The organism is Kitasatospora sp. NPDC094019, from assembly GCF_044764505.1.
Taxonomy (GTDB): domain Bacteria; phylum Actinomycetota; class Actinomycetes; order Streptomycetales; family Streptomycetaceae; genus Kitasatospora.
This window is the reverse complement of the sequence record NZ_JBIWIF010000015.1, coordinates 103,481-118,923: the sequence shown is the minus strand read 5'-3', so window position 1 is coordinate 118,923 and position 15,443 is coordinate 103,481. Positions and strand designations below refer to the sequence as shown.

At 71.3% G+C, this 15,443-nt stretch carries 21 protein-coding genes and 1 pseudogene; 14 read left to right on the top strand and 8 right to left on the bottom strand.

Annotated features, from left to right (window positions below; all coding sequences use genetic code 11):
• Window positions 1–148: 148 nt before the first annotated feature.
• Window positions 149–580: a hypothetical protein gene (locus ACIQ9P_RS28915; protein ID WP_402362313.1), complete on the bottom strand. Its 432-nt coding sequence runs from the start codon at window positions 578–580 to the stop codon at window positions 149–151.
• A 261-nt stretch (window positions 581–841) separates the two neighbouring features.
• Entirely contained in the window at window positions 842–1,645 is an 804-nt protein-coding gene (locus tag ACIQ9P_RS28910; RefSeq protein ID WP_402362310.1) for a class I SAM-dependent methyltransferase, read from the bottom strand.
• A gap of 753 nt (window positions 1,646–2,398) precedes the next feature.
• On the opposite strand from ACIQ9P_RS28910, the gene ACIQ9P_RS28905 reads away from it, so the two are divergent.
• On the top strand, window positions 2,399–2,821 hold the full coding sequence (locus tag ACIQ9P_RS28905) for a hypothetical protein (protein WP_402362307.1): 423 nt from the start codon (window positions 2,399–2,401) through the stop codon (window positions 2,819–2,821).
• 70 nt (window positions 2,822–2,891) lie between these two features.
• Here the strand turns inward: ACIQ9P_RS28905 and ACIQ9P_RS28900 are convergent, their stop codons facing one another.
• Window positions 2,892–3,068 carry a hypothetical protein gene (locus ACIQ9P_RS28900; protein ID WP_402362304.1) on the bottom strand — a complete coding sequence of 59 codons (177 nt, stop codon included), beginning with the start codon at window positions 3,066–3,068 and terminating at the stop codon, window positions 2,892–2,894.
• The gene (locus ACIQ9P_RS28895; RefSeq protein ID WP_402362301.1) at window positions 3,055–3,543 is read right to left on the bottom strand and encodes an ATP-binding protein; all 489 of its coding nucleotides are present in this window, start codon (window positions 3,541–3,543) and stop codon (window positions 3,055–3,057) included. Before ACIQ9P_RS28895 ends, ACIQ9P_RS28900 begins: the two co-directional genes overlap by 14 nt.
• A 127-nt stretch (window positions 3,544–3,670) precedes the next feature.
• Here ACIQ9P_RS28895 and ACIQ9P_RS28890 point away from each other — a divergent pair, with 127 nt between their 5' ends.
• From ACIQ9P_RS28890 to ACIQ9P_RS28880, 3 genes are all read left to right on the top strand, one after another.
• Window positions 3,671–4,552 carry a Scr1 family TA system antitoxin-like transcriptional regulator gene (locus ACIQ9P_RS28890; RefSeq protein ID WP_402362298.1) on the top strand — a complete coding sequence of 294 codons (882 nt, stop codon included), beginning with the start codon at window positions 3,671–3,673 and terminating at the stop codon, window positions 4,550–4,552.
• Entirely contained in the window at window positions 4,549–4,731 is a 183-nt protein-coding gene (locus ACIQ9P_RS28885; RefSeq protein WP_402362295.1) for a DUF397 domain-containing protein, read from the top strand. Before ACIQ9P_RS28890 ends, ACIQ9P_RS28885 begins: the two co-directional genes overlap by 4 nt.
• A gap of 169 nt (window positions 4,732–4,900) precedes the next feature.
• Window positions 4,901–5,137 carry a DUF397 domain-containing protein gene (locus tag ACIQ9P_RS28880; RefSeq protein WP_402362292.1) on the top strand — a complete coding sequence of 79 codons (237 nt, stop codon included), beginning with the start codon at window positions 4,901–4,903 and terminating at the stop codon, window positions 5,135–5,137.
• On the opposite strand, the gene ACIQ9P_RS28875 is transcribed toward ACIQ9P_RS28880, so the two are convergent.
• Entirely contained in the window at window positions 5,121–5,516 is a 396-nt protein-coding gene (locus tag ACIQ9P_RS28875; RefSeq protein ID WP_402362290.1) for a hypothetical protein, read from the bottom strand. The genes ACIQ9P_RS28880 and ACIQ9P_RS28875 overlap by 17 nt on opposite strands.
• A 60-nt stretch (window positions 5,517–5,576) precedes the next feature.
• Between ACIQ9P_RS28875 and ACIQ9P_RS28870 the strand changes: the two genes are divergently transcribed.
• Window positions 5,577–5,945 carry a hypothetical protein gene (locus ACIQ9P_RS28870; RefSeq protein ID WP_402362287.1) on the top strand — a complete coding sequence of 123 codons (369 nt, stop codon included), beginning with the start codon at window positions 5,577–5,579 and terminating at the stop codon, window positions 5,943–5,945.
• On the opposite strand, the gene ACIQ9P_RS28865 is transcribed toward ACIQ9P_RS28870, so the two are convergent.
• Complete coding sequence (locus ACIQ9P_RS28865) at window positions 5,855–6,283, bottom strand: NUDIX hydrolase (protein WP_402362547.1); 429 nt, start codon at window positions 6,281–6,283, stop codon at window positions 5,855–5,857. The two genes, ACIQ9P_RS28870 and ACIQ9P_RS28865, sit on opposite strands and share 91 nt — an antisense overlap.
• A gap of 498 nt (window positions 6,284–6,781) precedes the next feature.
• Between ACIQ9P_RS28865 and ACIQ9P_RS28860 the strand changes: the two genes are divergently transcribed.
• From ACIQ9P_RS28860 to ACIQ9P_RS28820, 9 genes and pseudogenes are all read left to right on the top strand, one after another.
• A complete protein-coding gene (locus ACIQ9P_RS28860; protein WP_402362544.1) occupies window positions 6,782–7,078 on the top strand; it encodes a DUF1330 domain-containing protein in 297 nt (98 codons plus the stop codon).
• A gap of 183 nt (window positions 7,079–7,261) precedes the next feature.
• A complete protein-coding gene (locus tag ACIQ9P_RS28855) occupies window positions 7,262–7,696 on the top strand; it encodes an NUDIX domain-containing protein (protein ID WP_402362284.1) in 435 nt (144 codons plus the stop codon).
• A 784-nt stretch (window positions 7,697–8,480) separates the two neighbouring features.
• A complete protein-coding gene (locus tag ACIQ9P_RS28850; RefSeq protein ID WP_402362282.1) occupies window positions 8,481–8,804 on the top strand; it encodes a putative quinol monooxygenase in 324 nt (107 codons plus the stop codon).
• 220 nt (window positions 8,805–9,024) lie between these two features.
• Window positions 9,025–9,720, top strand: a complete 696-nt coding sequence (locus tag ACIQ9P_RS28845) for a hypothetical protein (RefSeq protein WP_402362279.1) — start codon at window positions 9,025–9,027, stop codon at window positions 9,718–9,720.
• A 33-nt stretch (window positions 9,721–9,753) separates the two neighbouring features.
• The gene (locus tag ACIQ9P_RS28840) at window positions 9,754–10,692 is read left to right on the top strand and encodes a MerR family transcriptional regulator (protein WP_402362276.1); all 939 of its coding nucleotides are present in this window, start codon (window positions 9,754–9,756) and stop codon (window positions 10,690–10,692) included.
• Window positions 10,693–10,851: 159 nt separating this feature from the next.
• Window positions 10,852–11,307: a hypothetical protein gene (locus ACIQ9P_RS28835; protein WP_402362273.1), complete on the top strand. Its 456-nt coding sequence runs from the start codon at window positions 10,852–10,854 to the stop codon at window positions 11,305–11,307.
• Between the two features lie 314 nt (window positions 11,308–11,621).
• On the top strand, window positions 11,622–12,248 hold the full coding sequence (locus ACIQ9P_RS28830; RefSeq protein ID WP_402362270.1) for a DUF6879 family protein: 627 nt from the start codon (window positions 11,622–11,624) through the stop codon (window positions 12,246–12,248).
• Between the two features lie 143 nt (window positions 12,249–12,391).
• On the top strand, window positions 12,392–12,979 hold the full coding sequence (locus tag ACIQ9P_RS28825; protein WP_402362267.1) for a DUF3995 domain-containing protein: 588 nt from the start codon (window positions 12,392–12,394) through the stop codon (window positions 12,977–12,979).
• A gap of 231 nt (window positions 12,980–13,210) precedes the next feature.
• Window positions 13,211–13,480, top strand: a pseudogene (locus tag ACIQ9P_RS28820) (methyltransferase domain-containing protein); the annotation flags it as partial.
• A gap of 638 nt (window positions 13,481–14,118) precedes the next feature.
• On the opposite strand, the gene ACIQ9P_RS28815 reads toward ACIQ9P_RS28820, so the two are convergent.
• The gene (locus tag ACIQ9P_RS28815; protein WP_402362264.1) at window positions 14,119–14,499 is read right to left on the bottom strand and encodes a hypothetical protein; all 381 of its coding nucleotides are present in this window, start codon (window positions 14,497–14,499) and stop codon (window positions 14,119–14,121) included.
• Between the two features lie 198 nt (window positions 14,500–14,697).
• Window positions 14,698–15,443 (bottom strand): hypothetical protein (locus ACIQ9P_RS28810; protein WP_402362261.1); only part of this gene is annotated, 746 nt, incomplete at its 5' end.

Sequence of the window (15,443 nt, the reverse complement as noted above, 5' to 3'; positions counted from 1 at the left end):
GCCCCGGGGCGGGGGGCGGGGGGGCGGGGGGGGGGGGGGCCCGCGGGGGGGGGGGGGCCGGGCGCCGGGCCCCCCCCCCCGCTCCACCGTGCGATCTCGGTTGATGGCCGGCCGGAGCGGTGCCGACCTCCCGGCCCGGCGCGTGGCGCTAGACCTTGACGTCCTCCGCCTGCTTCTCCCACGGGACACCGAGCAGTCCGGGATCCGCCCGCTCAAGTGACGGCAGCTCGGACTCGGCCTGGAACCACACGACCACGAGTCGGGAGACGTGGAGGACGGATTCCAGCGCCGGGTCCACCGGCTCGGAAATGAAGAACCCCGTACACAGGACGCGGGGAAGCTCCTCCATCGGGCCGAAGGTCGCGCGCCGGAGTTCCCGCGCTGCCCGGGGCGGCTCCACCAGGTGGACGGGAGCCGAAGGGTAGTCCTTCTTCGCCCGCTCGACCGCGCCCGCCACGATCCCGTCGTTCATCTCTCGGGTCGGGTACCCCATCAGCAGTCCGTCGTAGGTCTCCGCGAGACGGAGGCCGGAGAGTTGGATCGAGCGTCCTGATCCGAGGACCACCTGCGCAAGTGCCATGGTGGGCAACCTATCGCCCCGCCCCTCCGCAGGTAAGCCCCTCGCGGCCCGGCCGACCGGCCCGGCACAGTCCACGGTTCACCGCCGACGACGGCTGCGTCCTGCCTTTCGTCGGGACGTACTGCTGGAGTCCGTGGCCCGTCGTCGCTCCCCACCGCTCCGCCGATCCCGCGCGTGGGAAGTCGGTGCCCGCGTGTCGGAAGTCCGTGCCGCGCGTGGGAAGTCGGTGCCGCCGACTTCCCACACGCGGGCACCCGGTGGTCAGGACCGGCGGCGCACGCGCAGGACGCTGGTGAGCAGGGGGAGGGTGAACTCGCCCTCGGCCGTGGCGGGGTGGCCCGCGAGGTGGGCGCGGGCGCGGGCCAGCAGCTCCGCCCGTTCCGGCTCCGGCATGACCAGGACGCCGGCCTTGGTGCCGAGGGTGGCGACCAGGGACTCGGCGGTCCGGCGGTGGCCGTGCGGGAACTCCGCCTGTTCGGCGGTGTGGAACGGGCTGTCCGCGCCGGTCCTGGGCAGGTGCAGCTCCGCCGTCTCGATCCGCCAGGCGGCGGGCACGTCGCGCGGGCCGATGGCGGCCGGGCCGGTGACCCGCGCGAGCCCGGCGACCCAGTCGGTGCCGTCGTCGAAGACGTTCCACAGCCCGGCGAGCACCCCGCCGGGCGCGAGGACGCGGGCGATCTCCGGCCCGGCCGCGGCCATGTCGAACCAGTGCATCGCGTTGCCGGAGACGACGGCGTCGACCGACCCGTCCGGGAGCGGGATCGTCTCCGCGCTGCCCTGGAACGCCCGCACCGGGGGCAGGCCGCGCCGCAGCTCCGCCAGCATCGCCGGGTCGGGCTCGACCGCGACCACGTCGAGTCCACCCAGGGCGAGCAGGGTGCCGGTGAGCTTCCCGGTCCCCGCACCGAGGTCCAGCACCCGTGGCCCGGGTGCCCCTGCGAGCGCCCACCGCACGGCCTCGGGCGCGTAGTCCGGCCGGTGCTCGGCGTAGGCGCCCGCCGCCGTGCCGAACGACGAGCTGTGGCGCTGTCGTTCGCCGTCCGTCAGTGCGTGGGTGAATGTCATCGCGGCCCCCTGCGCCATGGAATGGTGTATCGGTCCGATATATCGGCTCGATACGTCGGACCCTAGGCGCGGTCGCTCGGAGGCGCAAGATCGGCTGCTGTCGGACCGGTAGCGGTGCAGGTCCCAACGGATGCGGCGTGTAGACCGATTGGGCGGGGAAGACGGGCTGCGGCGAGTCGTCGGCGTTGCGCGGCAGCCTCTCCGTGCACTTTGCAAAGTCGCACTTTGCAACGTGCAAGCGGTGGGGAGTGAAGGGGAGGAGAGGGCGGTGAGGCCGCGGTGAGGCCGAGGGGCGGTGAGGCCGAGGGGTGAAGAGGTGGCGAGCCGGAGGGGCGGTGGGCGTGCTGTGGCCTCCCCTCCGCACTTTGCAAAGTCATGCTTTGCAAAGTGCGGAGGGCAAAGGCAGTGCAGGCGGCCCCTGTGCCGCAGGGGCCGCCTGCAGTGGCATGGACCTTGACCCTTGGGCATGGCCCAAGGGTCAAGGTCCAAGGAGCTGCCTGCGGTGGTCGGGGGGATCGCGCGGGGTGGGGCCCAGGGGCGGGACTACTTCCCGCATTTTGCAAAGTGCGGCTTTGCAAAGGCGCCGAGGGCAGGTGTGGCGCAGGGCCCGCCTACGGTGATCGGGGGAGCGTGCGGGGCGTGCGTTCGGCGCAGCTTCGGGGCGGTGGGGGCGGAGGGTGTTGCCCGGGGCGGGTGCGGCCCGGTAGACGGGAGGCTCCGAGTGCCGAACCCCACCGAAGCCCGGGAGTGTTGATGAAGATCATGCGACTGTTCGCCCTGCCCGCCGTCGCCCTCGCGCTGGCGCTGAGCGCCGCGCCCGCCGCCACGGCCGCGCCCGCTGCCGCCGCGACCACCACCACGTCCACCGTGCACATCGTCAACGCGGACGGCGGGACCACCGTGCACGCCGGCGTCGGCGACACCGTGCAGGTGGACCTGACCGCCCTCCGCGACTACACGGTGACCTGGTACTGGTACGCGCCCGCCGCCGCCACGGCCGCCGTGCTGAGCCAGACGGCGGGTACCGCCGACCCGAACGGCAACTCCCACGCCACCTTCACCGCTTCGACCGCCGGCACCAGCGACATCAACGCCATCGGCCGCTGCGTGCCGGACCCGCGCACGGTCTGCCCGCCGTTCGTGGCCCGGTGGAAGGTCACCGTGGTCGTCTCCTGAGCCCGCTCCCACGGCGGATGCCCTCGGTTCCTCCCGCAGGGGAGGGCCGAGGGCGCTTTTCGGTGTGCTGTCACCGAGGGGTGGGTGAGGTGGAGGCGGTGGGGGTCGGGCGCGGGTGGTGCTGGTGGCTCAGGACCGGGTAGATCCAGGCGACCAGGGCGAGCAGCAGCGTGATCGGCAGCACGGTGCAGGCGGCGACGGTCACGGTGGTCGCGGTGCCGGGGGAGTGGCGCTCAGGCGGCGGCATCGGCCTCGGACTTGCGTTCGGGGAGGTCGAGTTCGGCCCACACCGTCTTGGCGCCGGGCTCGCGGGCGAGGGTGCCCCAACGGTCGGCGAGCGCATCGACGAGGGTGAGGCCCCGCCCCGACTGCGCGTCGCTGGAACAGCTCCTCGGGTCCGGCAGGACGGGTTGCTTGTCGCCCCGGCAGTCGGACACCTCGATGCGGAGCACGGTGGTGCGCGACCGGCGCACGGAGGTGAGCGAGAGGCCCAGTTCGAACCCGCGCCCCGGTGTGCGCCCGTGGGTGGAGGCGTTGGCGGCCAGTTCCGCCACGATGATCAGTGCGGAGTGAAACGCTTCCGCACAGCGGGAGTTGAGGCCCCAGGTGGTCAGCTGCTGTCTGGCGACCCGGCGGCCGATCGCGGCTCCCTTGGGGGTGGAAGTGAGGAGCGCGCTGTGGGCGCGCGGCGCCGGTTCGTTGGGGGGGATTTCGGACTTCATGGGGAAAAGCCTGCCCCCCCGGGCTTACGCTGACGATGCATCCGGTGAGCACGGTGAGTGCCTGTATGCATGCGGAAAGTGTTGTGTGACGGCCCGTCGGCCGTGACCGGGAAATGGGGAGGCCGTTATGGCTGAAGTTCAGAGCGGCGGCGACAGCGGCGATGTGCGGCCGGAGTTGGAGGAGGACCTCTCGGAGGTGTCCGACTTCCTCAAGGCGATCGGCAAGCAGATCAAACTGCTGCGCGAACGGGCTGGGCTGACGCAGAAGGAGTTCGCCAAGCAGGTCGGCTACACGGAGAGCCTGATCGGCGCGGTGGAGCAGGGGAAGCGGACGCCGCAGCGGGAGCTGCTGGAGGCGTCGGAGCGGGTGTTGGACGCCGGCGGGCTGCTGATCGTGACGTCGGACGACATCGAAAGTGCCAAGGCCAAGGCGCGGGTGCGGCATCCAGAGTGGTTCCGGGGCTACGCGCGCTTGGAGGCGAAGGCTGAGGAGATCCACAACTTCAGCATGTATGGCGTTCCTGGGCTACTTCAGACCGAAGCTCACGCCCGGGCGGTGTGTGCGATGAATCAGCCGCTTCTCGCGGAGGACGTCATTGAGACACGTGTTGCGGCTCGCATGGCAAGGCAGGAGATCCTCACGACATGGCCCCGCGCCATGTTCAGCTGGGTGCTCGACGAGAGCGTGCTGCGTCGGCCGCTTGGAGGGCGCGAAGTTCATGAGGAGCAGCTGCGTCACCTGCTGAAGGTTGGAAGCATGCGGGGAATGGTCATCCAGATCATGCCGCTGAGTCGTACGGAGAGTGCTGGTATGGGTGGCCCGTTCATCCTCATCACTCCGAAAGGCCAATCGCAGATGGGCTACATCGAGGTGCAGACCAGCAGTAGGCTGATCACGGCTCAGGAGGAGGTTCGTATCATGAATGCCCGATACGGCACCTTGAGGGCGCAGGCTCACACTCCGCAGGAGTCCCTGTCGTTGATCGAGAAGATTCTGGGAGAGCGATGAGCAGCGATCTGGAGTGGTTCAAGAGCAGCTACAGCAGTGGCGACGGCGGCGAGTGCGTCGAGGTCGCCGAGGCGACGTCGGCCGTGCTTGTCCGTGACTCCAAGGACAAGCCCGGTCCCCACCTCACCTTCTCGCCGGCCGCCTGGGAGGCGTTCGTCGAGTTCGCGCAGTCGGTCTGACGACCAGTCTCCCCCCTCGGCACCCAGCGACCGTCCACCGACCGGTGGACGGTCGCTCTTTGTGGGGGCGTTGTCGGCCCGTTGTACGGGTTGTACGGGTGTCCCCCAAGGGGAGTTGCTCCGTATCCTGGGCGCGCGCCACCGACACCCCTCACCTCAGGGAGAAGCGATGAGCAGCGAACTGGCCTGGTTCAAGAGCAGCCACAGCAGCAACGAGGGTGGTCAGTGCGTCGAGATCGCCTGGCGCAAGAGCAGCCACAGCGGCGACGAGGGTGGCGAATGCGTCGAGGTCGCCGAGACGACCTCCGCCGTCCTCGTCCGCGACTCGAAGGACAAGTCCGGCCCCCACCTCACCTTCACCCCGGCAGCCTGGGAAGCGTTCGTCGCCTTTACTCGCTCCGCCTGAAGTCCAGCGCGCCGTGGAAGTCCCGGCCCTGCACGATCGCCACGGATCCGTGGAAGGTGCCGCCGCTGATCGAGTTGTTCACGGTGCCCTGGCCGGTGCGGACCGACCGCGCCTGCTCCTGCCAGCGGACGAGATCGGCGCGGAACTCGGCGTCCAGCGCGGCCCGCACCGCCAGCGCCGTACTCAGCTCGTGGGCGCGCGCCACCTCATTGGGCGCGCGTCCAAGAGCCACCCACTGTGCCTCGCCCGAGCTGACCGCGGGCGCGGCCTCGAAGGGGCGCCGCACCAGCGCACCGAGCTCCGCCCACGCCTCCCGGCCGGCCTCCCCGCCGTCCCCACCGGCCAGCGCGGTCAGCAGTTCCACTGCCGTCGGATCCACTCGGCACCCCTTGTCACTACAGGCTGACGTGACGTCAAGTCTGCTCTACCGTAGGTCCATATGGGGGACAGAAGCGATCAGGATCCGAATATCTACAACCACATCTCGGGCGGGCACTTCCAGGGCCCGGTCTACCAGATCCGGGATGTCCACGGGAATATCACCTTCACCTGGGCAGCTCCGCCGCAGAGCGCCGACGAGATCGCCTTCCGCCAGCAGTACATCGCGGAGACCCGCAGGCAGTGGGCCCGGCAGCGAGGCGAGCGGGTGGCCTCCCGGACGCGACTGGGATGCGGTTGCCTCGGCCCCCCGGCCGTGGTCCTCGGGATCGTCGTCTTCTACAACATCTCGCACGATGTGATCAGCACCGTCTTCTTCTCCCTCTTCGCCATTCCCGTCATCCTCGGCCTGCTCAGGGGCTCCAAGTGATAGCCCCACCCCGCGTGGGGGGCGCTCCGGTGCCGGAGGTAGCGCCGGAGCCGGAGTCGTTGGCTGCGGTGCATCGGCAGGTCGCCGATGCTCTCCGGTGGCACGAACCGGAGAGCGGTCGACTCGTCGGTGATCCGCAGCTCCCCACCGGTGATGCGCGCGGCGAAAACAGACGTTGAACTGCCCTCTTCCCGGACCTCCCGAACGGCTGCCTGCGGAAGTGACTCGCCAAGATCCATCGCGCCGCCCAGCAACGCGTACAGGCCGTTGTCGAAGCGTCGTCGGAGCGGGATCCGCCCTCCACCGTCGGTCACCACTGCCGACGCCGCGACCACCAGCCGATTCGGTACGGGCGCGTCGGCGTCGTCCTAGGACTCGGTGCGTGTCACGTGAGCAACCCTCCTCGATACGAGTCGGGGCGGACTGTCGTGCGCGCGGCCCGCTCCGGGCTGTCGCGGAACAGCTCGGCCACGAGGTGGCCCCGGAGCGGGAGGCCGCCGCCCACGAGGCTTCCTCGTCACCGCTTCATGCCGTATCCCGTCTTCATGCCGGATCCCCTCCGGGGCGCGGAGACGTTCGGGCCGATCGGCGGGACCGCGGAGGTCGCCGAGACCACGTCCGCCGTCCTCGTCCGCGATTCCAGGGGCCGATCCGGCCCCACCTCGTCTTCGCCCGCGCGTCCTGAATCGCCCACCTCCACAGGGGTGTTCGCCCGTCCGTGGCGCGTCACCGGTCGGGACGCTCCCTGAGCCCCTCCAGTGATCTACCGCCGAGTACGCTCGATCGCAGTAGTGAGTCGGCTTCGGATGCGCACTTTCCGAACACTGGAGGTTCTCGTGGCCAAGGGCTACTGGGTCAGCGTCTACCGCACCATTTTCGACCCCGAGAAGCTGGACGCCTACAACAAGCTGGCCGCGCCGGCCGTCGCGGCCGGAGGCGGACGGGTGTTCGTCCGCGGCGGAAAGACCGTCGCGCACGACGACGGCATTGCCGAGCGGGTCGTCCTGATCGAGTTCGACAGCTTCGACCAGGCCGTAGCGGCTCACGCGAGCGAGGCGTACCAGCAGGCGCTGGACGTGCTGTCCGGCGGCGTCGAGCGCGACTTCCGCATTGTCGAAGGCGTCGAGGACTAGGGCGGCGCCGACGGACGACGGTGCCGCCCAGGGCGAGGCGAGCGCCGGGAGCGGCGGGGCGGACACGGCTTCGGCGGCCGGGTTGAACAGGCCCGGCCCGGAGTCGTGTCCGGTCGCCGGTGGGGCCTCGGCCGGTAGCCTCGCGGTTGTCCGATCGTCCCGATCCGTACGGAGGTTGTCGCGATGCCGGAGAGGGTGGTCCGGGAGAAGGTGCTCGCCTACATCGTCCGGGGCGGGCGGCTGTTGGTGTTCCGGCACACCGACCACAGTTACGAGGAGGTCGGCGTCCAGGTCCCGGCCGGCAGTATCCGCCCCGGCGAGGAGCCGGAGCGCGCCGCTCTGCGCGAGGCCCGCGAGGAGACGGGGCTGAGCGCCTTCACCGTCGTCCGCAAGCTCGGCGAGACGACGTACGACCTCACCCCGTACCGGTACGAGATCCAGCACCGGCACGTTTTCCACCTGGACCTCGCCGAACCGACCCCCGAGCGCTGGTCCAGCCAGGAGGCCCACGACGGCACCCGGGCGCCCACCCCCTTCGAGTGCTTCTGGATCCCCCTGCCGTCCGCCCACGTCCTCCAGTCCGGGCAGGGCGCCCTCCTCGGCCGCCTCTTCGACTGACCCGCGCCCCCACCCCTCCGCGGGGGAAGTCCGCCCCTCCGACTTCCCACGCGCCCGCTCGGGTGCACCCCGAGCGGGCGCGTGGCCGCAGTTCCGGCCTGAGAACGAGCGGCCCCGACGGCCGGCCGTCCGCCGGGCGCCGGTACCCGAAAAGGCTGTTGTGCAGACGACCAACAGGAGCCCCCGATCGATGTCCGAGTCCACGGCGAAGCCGAGCGCACTCCTGGATCCGAGCGAGACGGCGCTGCTGGCACGTTCGCTCGTCGAACGGATCGGCCCGGCCCGATGCAGCGACCGACTCGCGGTCGGCATGGGCTTCGCGGACTTCCGGGATCTGATCGACCAGGCCCTCGGGTTTGCGCGCCCTGCGGGACGACCTCCCCATCGCGCCCGTGGACCGGGCGCGCATCCTCCTCCCGGCGGAGATCGTCTTCGTCGGTCACCGCGCCGGTTCGGGCGTCGAATGGGTCGACGACCACGGGGTTCGTCGACGGCGAGACGCTCACCACGCTGCGCTCCGTCCGGCGCAAGCCGGCCCGGACCGTCCACTCCTACTGCGGCAGGACCCCGAACGCTTGACGGCCGTACCCGCGCGGGAAGTCGACGCGGCCGACTTCCCGCGCGGGCGCGGCGGAATCCCCACGCTCAAGAACGCCTGAATCCGATTCGCCGAAGGCTGCTCCGGGATTTCCCGCGCTGGAAGCTCGGTGCTCGATGCTCTGCGAGGGGCAACGCGTGGAGGCGTTCACGGAACTGCCTCTCGCACCCTGCCTATAATGGGCAAATGATCTTCATTGTGGTGAAATTCACCGTCAAGTCCGAATACGTCGAGCAGTGGCCCGAGAAGGTCGCGGAATTCACCCGCGCCACCCGGGCCGAGGCCGGAAACCTCTGGTTCGAGTGGTCCCGCAGCCTGGAGGAGCCGGACACCTACGTCCTGGTCGAGGCGTTCCAGGACGACGCGGCCGAGGCGCACGTCACCTCCGCGCACTTCCGCGCCGCCCTGGAGACCATGCGCCCGCTGGTCACCCGCACCCCCGAGATCGTCAGCACCACGATCGAGGGCGCCACTGGCTGGAGCCGGATGGGCGAACTCCAGGTCGACTGACCGCGCGTGGGATCCTGCCACCGCCCGGGACCCCTCGCAGTCCGCTCCCGCCTGTCGGGTCCGAAGGAGGGTGTCCCGGTCGGCGGGCTGTCGGTTCTGCCGGGACGGACCCCGACCGGGCGCCGGAAGTCCGACTCCGGTCCCGCGCGCCGCTGGTCCGACTCCGGCCCCGCGTCGGACGCGCGCTCGACCGGACCCCGGTCGGTGGGACGATCAGCACATGAGCTTCGCCACCTTCGCCAGGCATGTTCGTGATCCGGATCTTCCCTACGGACGGCGCTACAGCTCCCTGAGGTGCGCGGTCGGCCACTACTGCCCGCTCGGGTTCGACTCGACGTGGTCATTTCTCAGTACGGCAGGAGCCCTGAGGACGGACGAACGGGCGCTGCTGCTGGCCCTGGACATGTTGGAGCTCAGTCGGGCCGCGTGGCTCGCCGAGCTCGGTGCCTTCGCCGACCGGCGGCGGGCGGCGAAGCAGCAGCATCGGCGGACACCTTCAGTGACGGAGCTTCGTCGCCTGAACGGATGGCGGTGGCCCGGGCCCGACGGGCACCGGGCCGAGTTCCGTGAGATCGGGCTTCTGCGGGCGGTGCACGCCGCAGAGCCGTTCCCCGGCGTTCCGGCTGCCGACAAGGACGATCTGGCGCACTTGGACGCGACGGTCGCGGGTTGCCTTTCCGCCTACCTCGCTCACGGGGGCGCGCTGGGACCAGGCCACGAGGAAGTCCTGCGAGGCTGTCTGCCCGAGCTGTGTACGGCCGTTGTCCGACTCGGCTACCCGGCGGCGTTTCCCCGGGCGTTCGCCTACTTTCGCCGGCTGCTCAAGCTGGCCGAGCTGGCCGTTCACGACGGCTGCCGAGAAGCCCCGGAGCGTCCTGGGGCGGTTTCTGCCGGGAACGGCCACTCGTGGGCTTGAGTCTCCCGCGGGGGGAGACGCGAGAGTAGGCGCATGGACGGGGACACGCTCTTCACGATCGGCGACCTGGCCCGGCGGACCGGGCTGACGGTCAAGACCATCCGGTTCTGGTCCGACTCCGGGATCGTGCCGCCGACCGACCGCAGCCCGGCCGGCTACCGGCTCTACGACCTCGACGCGCTCGCCCGCCTCGACCTGGTGCGCACCCTGCGCGAACTCGGGCTCGAACTCGCCGCCGTACGACGGGTGCTGGACCGGGAGGTCTCGCTGCCCGAGGTCGCGGCCGCGCACGCCGACGCCCTGGAGACGCAGATCCGCGTCCTGCGCCTGCGGCGCGCTGTGCTGCGCGCCGTGGCGAAACGCGACCACTCCACCCCCGAGGAAATGGACCTCATGCACAAGCTCGCAAAGCTCTCCGACGACGAACGCCGCCGCCTGATCACCGACTTCGTCGACGACACCTTCGGCGGGCTGGACGCCAACGCCGAGTTCGTCGACATGATGCGCGCGGCCGTGCCCGAACTCCCCGACGACCCCGAACCCGAACAGGTCCACGCCTGGGTCGAACTCGCCGAACTCACCCAGGACCCCGACTTCCGCGCCGCCGTCCGCCGCATGGCCGAGTACCAGGCGGCCGAACGCGAGCGTGGCGACACCACCGGCCTGCACCACGACCTCACCGGGACCGTCCGCGACGCCGTCGGCCGCGCACTCGACGCCGGCCTCGCCCCGGCCTCACCCGGGGCCGCCGTCGTCGTCGACACCCTGACCGCCGCCTACGCGCGGACCTTCGCCCGCCCGGACGACGCGGAGCTGCGGCGCTGGCTGCTGGCCCGCCTGGAGATCGCGGGCGATCCGCGCGCCGAGCGCTACTGGCACCTGCTGTCGGTGGTGAACGGCTGGCCCGTGTCGCCCAGCCTGGCACCGGTGTTCGCCTGGTTCACGGCCGCCCTGCGCGCCGGCGGCGCGTAGGCGCCCCGCGCCCCGCGCCCCGCGCCCCGCGCCCCGCGCCCCGCGCCCCGCGCCCCGCGCCCCGCGCCCCGCGCCCCGCGCCCCGCGCCCCGCGCGGGAAGTCGACCAGCCCGACTTCCCGCGCAGGAGTTCCACCGTCAGAGGTGATGTGATGGCCGCATGAGCCTTCCACCCGATGACGAACCCCCCGAGCACCGGCGCTACCACCAGCACCTTCGAGCGCTGGAAGCCGTGGTGGAAGCGGAGGAGGCCGACCTGCTGGCCGCCGTCCTTCGCGACGAGGACCGGGGCATGGCCGAGGCCGCCGTGAACCACCATCTCGGACGGCGGGCCGCCGAGCTGCTGACCGGTCCCGGCTTTCCGGTCTGGACCGCGACGACGGCCACGGTCGTCGGAGACCGGGACTTCCTCGCCCGCCGACTGCGTGAATGGACCCTGCTCAGGGCCGTCGCACTGGACGAGCCCTGGACGGACGAGGAACTGCTCGCCGCGTCCGACTGGTTCCAACGCACAGCCGTCACCGCCCGGTTCGTCACCTCCCCCGCCGCCCTGGGCCTGCTCGCTGAGCACGGCCGTACCCGCCGCGTCCGCAACGCGGCGAGCGGTCGCATCTGACGGCCGCGGCCGTACCTGACGAGGCACTCCCGGCTTTCCCGTAGTGGAAGGCCGATGTCCTTGCGCCCGGGCCGCCCGAGCGTGAAGCATCAGCTCGACGCCGGAACGAGAGCAGCAGTGACCCTGCGGAAACTGTCGGGAGACCCGGACTGCAAGAACGGTACGTGCCCGACGCTGTGGGGGAGTGAGGACGGAACCGCCTTCCTGATCCAGGGGTACGTGGTCACCGACGCCGAGCAGCTCGCCCAGATCGGCCCTTCCCGAGGGCGAGACCGTCGTCCGCGTGCCCGTGAGCGTATTGGAGGACTACTTCCATGCTCGACGGAACTGAATTCGGCCGGCTCTTCGAACGATTCCACCGCACCGCGTTCCGGCTGGAGACGCTGGACCTGTACGACGTCGAGGAGGAGCAGGAGGAGTTCGCGGCCTTCCTTGCGGGCGAAGTCATGCCCCCGGAGCGGCACGACAACCCGTGGGTCCGGTCCATGACGGATCGGGACGGTTCACCGGCCTCGCGGTACCGTCCTGGCGTGATTGAACTTCCCAGCCGCCTGGCGGCGTTGGTGGTGCGTACCGACTTTTCCGGGTCAGCCCCCTGGGGTCGCCTGCGCGAGGCCCTGGCCACCCCGAACGAGGATGGGTTCCTGGCTCACGTCCATCTCGTCGACAACCCGCGCTTCGCGGACGTGACCTGCGACGAGGCGGTGAGCCTGCTGCCGAGCGGTTACCGGCATCCGCTTCTCGTCCTGGCGGACAGGGCTACGCTGATCTCGTCCGAGTTGCCGCTTCTCGCTTTGGATCTGCGGGGCGGACCCGGGCGGTCCGTTCGGGTCGTTGCCGCGGAACTCTGGTGCATCGAGAACAACTTGTCGATCGTGAACATGGACTTCGACGAGTTCGCCGACGGCGTCGACGAGGACGGGGTCTTCAGGGGGTTCTGAGCCCGGCGGATTCACAGCGACCTACGTGGCCAGAGAACCGGCAGAGGCCGTCCCGCTTTGCACACCTGTGTGGCTCTCGCGGGGGAGGGGGATCGTCCGGGGGGACGATCCCCCGGATCCGCCGGATTCGCCACGGTGGAGTCATGGCGATCAAGGGCAGTGCGGGGCGCGGCCGGGCGGGGACGCGGTGGGGGTACGTCGTCGCGGCGTGGGGGGTTGTGTTCGCGGTGCCCAGCTTCCTCTGGGCGACGGGAAGTACCTTCGGCGCGCGGTCGACGGTGGCGCCCGAGCTGGTGCGGCTCGCCCAGGACCGGGTGCCGTGGTTCCTGGCCGTCCTGTGGGTGACCGGCGTGCTCAAGCTCGCCGGGGCCGCGATCGGCCTCGGCCTGACCCGGCTCCGGAGCCGACGGGCCGCCCGCCTCCTGGCGTTCTGCGGCGGCGGCGCGACGATCCTGCTCGTCTGGCACGGCGGCCTCTTCGTCGTCCACGGCATCCTGGCCGAGACCGGGGTGATCCCGGTCTCGGCCGATCTCGTCCCGCTGACCCGCTGGTACCTCTACCTGTGGGGCCCGTGGTTCATCGCCGGCGGTCTCGCCTTCGCCACCGCGACGGCCCGCCATCTCCACCTTCACCTCCACGACGACCGCCGCCGCGCCCGCCACCTCACCACCGCCGGCGCCCTGGGCGCCCTCCTCCTCTCCCTGGCCTCGACTGTTACCGGCATCGGGTGATGCGGGCGTGGAACGCGAACCGGCGACGCCGGTCCCGTGTGTGAGGATCAGGGCCGGTGCACCTGTGGACGGTGCCCGCTTTCAGGATCACCCACAGTGGCAGGAAGAGGTGCTGGAAATCGTTCGCCGGGGGAACCGCGCGATTGCTGGTGACGAACGATGGTGAAGCGCCACTGGAGCTGACCGTAGAGCCCTGGGCGGACACCTACCGGATCCAGCGACAGTACGTAGATCGGTGCCGGCACCGGGTACAACGCCGCGCTGCTCTGCCACCTCGCGGGCGCTGGGAACGTCACCACCGTCGACCGCACCGCGCGGCTGGTGGACACGGCGTGGGAGCGGCTGCGCGGGGTCGGGTTCGCGCCCGCCGTGCTGAGGGCGGACGGTGCGGGCGCACCCCCGCCGAGTGGGCCGTTCGACCGGGTCGTCGCGACCTGTTCGGTACGGCGGATCCCCCGGACCTGGTTGGAGCAGTGCGTGACAGGCGGGGTGATCGTCGTGCCGATCGGCAACGCCCTCGGCGGCGGCGCGGTCGCTTGCCTCACCAAGCTGCCCGACGGCGGGGCGGCGGGCCGATTCCTGCACCGGACCGCCGCGTTCATGCCGCTGCGGCCGGACGAGGGCTCGGCGGCCCCCGGTGTCCCGGTGCCGGTCGCGGGCCGGCGCCGGACCAGTGTGGTCGGGGCCCGGGTGCTGGACGACCATGCCTTCTCGTTCTGGGCCGGACTTGCCCTGCCCCGGGGTGTCCTGCGGGACGGTGGCGTTCTGCACGACCCGGTGGACGGTTCGACCACCCGGGTCCGCGACCGTCCGGGCCGCCCGTCGGAGGTGACCACCAGCGGGCTACGCGACCTCTGGCAGCTCGTCGAGTCCGCCCGCACCACCTGGCGGCGCCACCACCGGCCCCGCCGCGAGTGGTTCACCCGGACGGCACCGGGACTGTCGGCTTCACCACGCCCGATGGCGGGACGACCGTGTGCTTCCTCTGACCCGGGCTATGCCGATCGGCGGCCGGCCGGGGTGTGGGCGGGGGTCCTCCGAACCGGCCGGTCGGTGTCCGTCCGGGGCGAGGTGCTGACCGGACGGACCACCCTCGGCCTGCTGGGCGGTGCGGACCCGGCGGCGTGCCGGGAGCGGGATCAGGGGAAGACGGGGGAGGGCGTGCCGAGGACGCCGTCGGCCGGGAGGAAGTTCACGTCACCGGGGAAGAAGATCTGCGCGCCGTGCGCGAGGCTGGACTGCGCGCTGAGGCAGATCTTCAGCTGGGTGAGGGCGAACGGCATGCCGCCGACCCAGTAGTTGACGTTGTACGCGGCCATGCACTGGCCGTTCCGGACGAACTGGGGCTGCGTGGCGTTCGGCGGGATCGTCGTGAAGCCGGGGGCGGGGGCCTGTACGCGGATGGGTCCGGGCAGGGTGGCGGGATCCGTCGCGGCGTGCGCGGTTGCGGCGGTCAGGGCCAGCAGCGGGGCCAGCACGGCCGCGGTGGCAGCGGCGGCGGCCAGTCGGCGAGGATTCATGGACGAAGGCTCCTTCGGGAGACGGAATCGCCGGCGCCCGGCACCCGTTCGGTGGCCGGGGCCGTGGACCGCATCCTTTCGGCCCCGGCCGGTGCGGCGGTATCCCAGCTTTCTGGGTGGCGCTCCGGCCGGGGAACGTTGGTCCGCCCGCTGGTCCGCCGTCGCGGCCGGGACGGCGGAACAACGGGCGGCCAGGCCCTAGATGAACCGCACCTGCGGCGGGTTGCCGGTGGAGACGGTGACCGTGCCCTGCTGGAACTGGACGTCGCAGCCGCTGGTCAGGAAGCCGTTCTCCTTGGTGGCCGAGAAGCTGCCGGTCTGGAAGGCGACCGTCAGGCCCCGCTCCATGCCGACCCACTTCTTGAACTCGGCGATCGCGGAGAAGATGATCCGGTCCGGCAGGGTGACGAACATCCGGGTGCCGTCGTGGCTGAGCTGCATGCCGCCGCCGACGCCGAGCATCCCCTTCACCCGCGCCTCGCCGGACACCCGGGCCTCGCCGGTGTGCAGTTCGTCGAGGTCGGCCCGTCCGGCGGTGACGGTGCCGAGGTCGTGGCCGCCGTCGCGCAGGACGCGCACGCCTTCGGCGGGGAACTCGATCCAGCCGTCCGAAGTGCCGCGGCCCTGGACCCATTTGGTGTTGACGCCGTCGACGTCGGCCTTGTCGGCGTGGACGGTGCCCCAGGACTGGCCGCCGTCCTTGCGGATGTCGATGCCGTCCTGGGGGAAGCCGATCCAGCCCTTGCCGCCGTCGCGGTCCCCGACCCAGGTGGTGTTCAGGCCGTTCAGGCGGGCCTTGTCGGCGATGACCGTGCCGAGGTCGTGGCCGCCGTCGCGCAGGACGCGGACGCCTTCGGCGGGGAACTCGATCCAGCCGTCCGAAGTGCCGCGGCCCTGGACCCATTTGGTGTTGACGCCGTCGACGTCGGCCTTGTCGGCGTGGA